The organism is Longimicrobiaceae bacterium (genome assembly GCA_035936415.1).
GTDB lineage: Bacteria > Gemmatimonadota > Gemmatimonadetes > Longimicrobiales > Longimicrobiaceae > JAFAYN01.
The window spans coordinates 1-3,723 of the sequence record DASYWD010000446.1 but is presented as its reverse complement, the minus strand read 5'-3'; the positions used below and the strand labels follow the sequence as shown (position 1 = coordinate 3,723).

Below are 3,723 nucleotides of genomic sequence, written 5' to 3'. Positions count from 1 at the left end.
GCCCGCGAGGGCTTCGCCCCGACGCCGGTGCGCAAGGGTGCGCCGCCGGCCCGCGCCGGCGCCGCGCCGGCGGCTGGTGAGGCAGGGAGGGGGAAGAAGAAGGACAAGAAGAAGAAGAAGGGGTGGGTCGACCAGGAGGCGGTCGACGACAACTTCAAGAAGACCATGGCGGCCATGGAGTCGGGCGGGCGCAAGAAGCGCCGCGGCCAGCGCGACACCGGGCCGTCCATGCACGAGCGCCGCGAGGAGGAAGCGCAGCGGCAGCGCCAGGAGGAGGCGACCACCGTCCGCGTCAACGAGTTCCTGACCGTGGCCGAGCTCGCCGAGCTGATCGACGTGACCGCCACGCAGATCATCTCCTCGGCGTTCAAGAACCTCGGGCTGATGGTCACCATCAACCAGCGGCTCGACTTCGACCAGATCGAGCTCCTCCTGGACGAGTTCGGCTTCAAGGCCGTCCGCGAGGAGGAGTACGGCGCGGAGATGGAGGAGGTCGTCTCCGAGGACGCCCCGGAGGACCTCCAGCCGCGTCCGCCGGTGGTCACCGTCATGGGCCACGTCGACCACGGGAAGACGTCGCTCCTGGACTACGTCCGCAAGACCAACGTCATCGCGGGCGAGGCCGGCGGCATCACGCAGCACATCGGCGCGTACCACGTGCAGCTGCAGGACGGGCGCGCCATCTCCTTCCTCGACACCCCGGGCCACGCGGCGTTCACCGCGATGCGCGCCCGCGGCGCCGAGGTCACGGACGTGGTCATCCTCGTGGTGGCCGCGGACGACTCGGTCATGCCGCAGACGATCGAGGCGATCAGCCACGCCCGGAACGCGGGCGTGCCGATCATCGTGGCGGTCAACAAGGTGGACCTCCCCGACGCCAACCCCATGCGCGTGAAGCAGGACCTCCTGCAGCACGGCGTGGTCCTGGAGGACTTCGGCGGCGACGTGATGTCGGCCGACGTTTCCGCCAAGAAGGGGATGGGGATGGACGACCTGCTGGAGAAGGTGCTCCTGCAGGCCGAGATCCTGGAGCTGAAGGCCAACCCGGCGCGCGAAGCGGTCGGGACGGTGATCGAGTCCCAGCTCGACGTCGGCAAGGGGCCGGTCGCCACGGTGCTGGTGACCAACGGGACGCTGCGGGTGGGCGACCACGTGGTCTGCGGCCTGTACAACGGCCGCATCCGCGCCATGCTCGACGAGCGCGGGCACCCGGTGCCCGAGGCCGGTCCGGCGACCCCGGTCCAGATCCTCGGCCTCCCGGGGGTCCCCGGGGCCGGCGACCAGCTCATCGCCATGGAGGCCGACCGGGCCGCCGAGATCGCCCAGACGCGGCAGCGGCTGGAGCGGGAGAAGCGAATCCGGATCAAGAGCCGTGGCGTCAAGCTCACGGACCTGTCCAGGATGCTCGCGAAGGGCGAGGCCACGCAGATCAACCTGGTCATCAAGGGCGACGTGGACGGCTCGGTGCAGGCCCTGTCGGACTCGCTGGAGCAGCTCGCCACCGGCGAGGTGGGGGTGCAGGTCGTCCACCGCGGCGTCGGCGCCATCAACGAGTCGGACGTGCTCCTGGCGTCCACGGCCGGGGCCATCGTCATCGGCTTCCACGTGCGGCCCACCGGCGAGGCCCGCGTGGTCGCCGAGCGGGAGGACGTGGACATCCGCCTCTACAACATCATCTACGAGGCGGTGGAGGAGGTCCGGGCGGCCATGGAGGGCCTGCTCTCCCCGGAGGAGCGCGAGGTCCTGCTCGGCACCGCCGAGGTCCGCCAGCTCTTCAAGGTCCCCCGCGTGGGGACGGTGGCCGGCTGCATGGTCACCCATGGCGAGATTCAGCGCCGCGGACGGGTCCGCGTCATCCGCGAGGGCGTGCAGGTGTACGAGGGCGAGCTGGGGAGCCTGAAGCGCTTCAAGGACGACGTCCGCGAGGTGCGCGAGGGCTTCGAGTGCGGCCTCAACGTCGAGCGGTTCAACGACATCAAGGTCGGCGACATCATCGAGTGCTACCGCATCGAGGAGGTTGCCCGCACCCTTGCCGGCGCCTCGGAAGCGCGCTAGCCTGACGTCCGGAGGCGCGGTGCGGTACGGAGCCGCGCCGCGCCTCTTTCTCTTACGGGCACACCGGCGGGATCCATGGTCGTCGGCCTGGTGGTCTGGGAGCTGCACCTGGCCGGGTGCAGCTCGCTCAAAGAGAAGCGGCAGGTGCTGAAGAGCCTGAAGGACCGGCTCCACAACCGCTTCCACGTTTCCGTGGCGGAGACGGCGCACCAGGACGCGCACCAGCGCGCGGAGCTGGCCGCCTGCGTGGTTTCCGCGGACCGGCGGCACGCGCAGTCGGTGCTCAGCTCCGTGGACCGGATGGTGGAGGAGGAGTCGGGGGCGCGGATCGTCGACTCCTACACCACGTTCTACTAGGGGACAGGGGACAGGGACCGGGGAGCAGCCTGCGACTGCACGGTTGTTGCTTGCTGCTCCCTCCGGCCTGTTCCCTTTTTCAATTCTGGGTCTTATGCCGCGCTACCGCCGTACCGACCGGATCAACCAGCAGCTCCGCCAGGAGGTCTCCCTGCTGGTGCGCGACGGGGTCCGCGATCCCCGCGTGGGGATGGTGACCGTCACCGCCGTGGAGACCTCTCCGGAGCTGGACCACGCCAAGGTGTACGTCACCGTGCTGGGCGACGACGCCGAGAAGGAGGCCGCGCTCCAGGGGCTGCGGAGCGCCGCGTCCTTCATCCGGAGCCAGCTCAGCAAGCAGCTCCAGATGCGTCGCGTCCCGGAGCTGCACTTCCACCTCGACCGCGTCCTCCACGAGGCCAGCCGGATCGAGTCGCTCCTCCGCGAGGTTCTGCCGGCCGAGGATAGGGAGGACGAGGCAGGAGACGAGGACGCCGGGGAGGAGCGGGAGAACGGGTGAACCGTCCGTCCGCACCCGACGTACCCCCGGAGCTCGCCGCCGCCACCGCGCGCGGCGGCGTCCTCGCCGTGGACAAGCCCGAAGGCCCCACCTCGCACGACGTGGTGGCCGCCTCCCGGCGCGCCCTCCGCACCCGGCAGGTGGGGCACACCGGGACGCTGGACCCCTTCGCCTCCGGGCTCCTCCTGGTCTGCTTCGGCCCGGCCACGCGCCTGGCGGAGTACCTCACCCCCCTCCCCAAGACCTACCGCGCCACGATGCGCCTGGGCGAGGCCACCGACACCGACGACCTCACCGGCGAGACCGTCTCCCGCAGCGAGGAATGGGGCGCCCTGACGGAGGAGCGGATCCGGGAGGCGCTGGGCCGCCAGGTGGGCGAGATCGAGCAGCTCCCACCCATCTTCTCCGCCAAGAAGGTGGGCGGCGAGCGGATGTACGCCGCCGCCCGGCGCGGCGAGGCGGTGGAGCGGCGGCCGGCGCGCGTCGTCGTCCACCGGATCGAGGTGCTGAGCATGCGGCTCCCGGAGGTGGAGTTCGAGGTGGAGTGCGGGAGCGGCACCTACATCCGCGCCATCGCCCGCGACGCCGGGGAAGCGCTGGGCGTGGGCGGACACCTGACGGCGCTGCGGCGCACCCGCACGGGCCCGTACTCCGTGGAGGCCGCGGTGCCGCTGGACGCGCTGGGCGACACGGAGCGCGTCCTGGCCGCGACACTCCCTCCCGCCGGGGCCGTGTCGCACCTGCCACGAGTGAGCATCGGCGAGTCCGGCGCCGCGGACGTCCGCCACGGGCGGGCCCTCGCCGCCCCGGAC

4 protein-coding genes are annotated in these 3,723 nt (G+C 71.4%); all 4 read left to right on the top strand.

Annotation, left to right across the window (positions count from 1 at the left end; genetic code table 11):
• A partial coding sequence (gene infB / locus VGR37_18075; protein HEV2149316.1) for a translation initiation factor IF-2 occupies positions 1–2,055 on the top strand: 2,055 nt, incomplete at its 5' end.
• A gap of 75 nt (positions 2,056–2,130) precedes the next feature.
• On the top strand, positions 2,131–2,412 hold the full coding sequence (locus tag VGR37_18070) for a DUF503 domain-containing protein (GenBank protein ID HEV2149315.1): 282 nt from the start codon (positions 2,131–2,133) through the stop codon (positions 2,410–2,412).
• Between the two features lie 94 nt (positions 2,413–2,506).
• Positions 2,507–2,911 carry a 30S ribosome-binding factor RbfA gene (gene rbfA / locus VGR37_18065; protein ID HEV2149314.1) on the top strand — a complete coding sequence of 135 codons (405 nt, stop codon included), beginning with the start codon at positions 2,507–2,509 and terminating at the stop codon, positions 2,909–2,911.
• A partial coding sequence (truB, locus tag VGR37_18060) for a tRNA pseudouridine(55) synthase TruB (protein HEV2149313.1) occupies positions 2,908–3,723 on the top strand: 816 nt, incomplete at its 3' end. The genes rbfA and truB, both read left to right, overlap by 4 nt.

Excerpts from the sequence above, each read along its gene's own strand:
- VGR37_18070 (HEV2149315.1), top strand. The coding sequence starts at position 2,131 with ATGGTCGTCGGCCTGGTGGTCTGGGAGCTGCACCTGGCCGGGTGCAGC.
- rbfA (HEV2149314.1), top strand. The coding sequence starts at position 2,507 with ATGCCGCGCTACCGCCGTACCGACCGGATCAACCAGCAGCTCCGCCAG.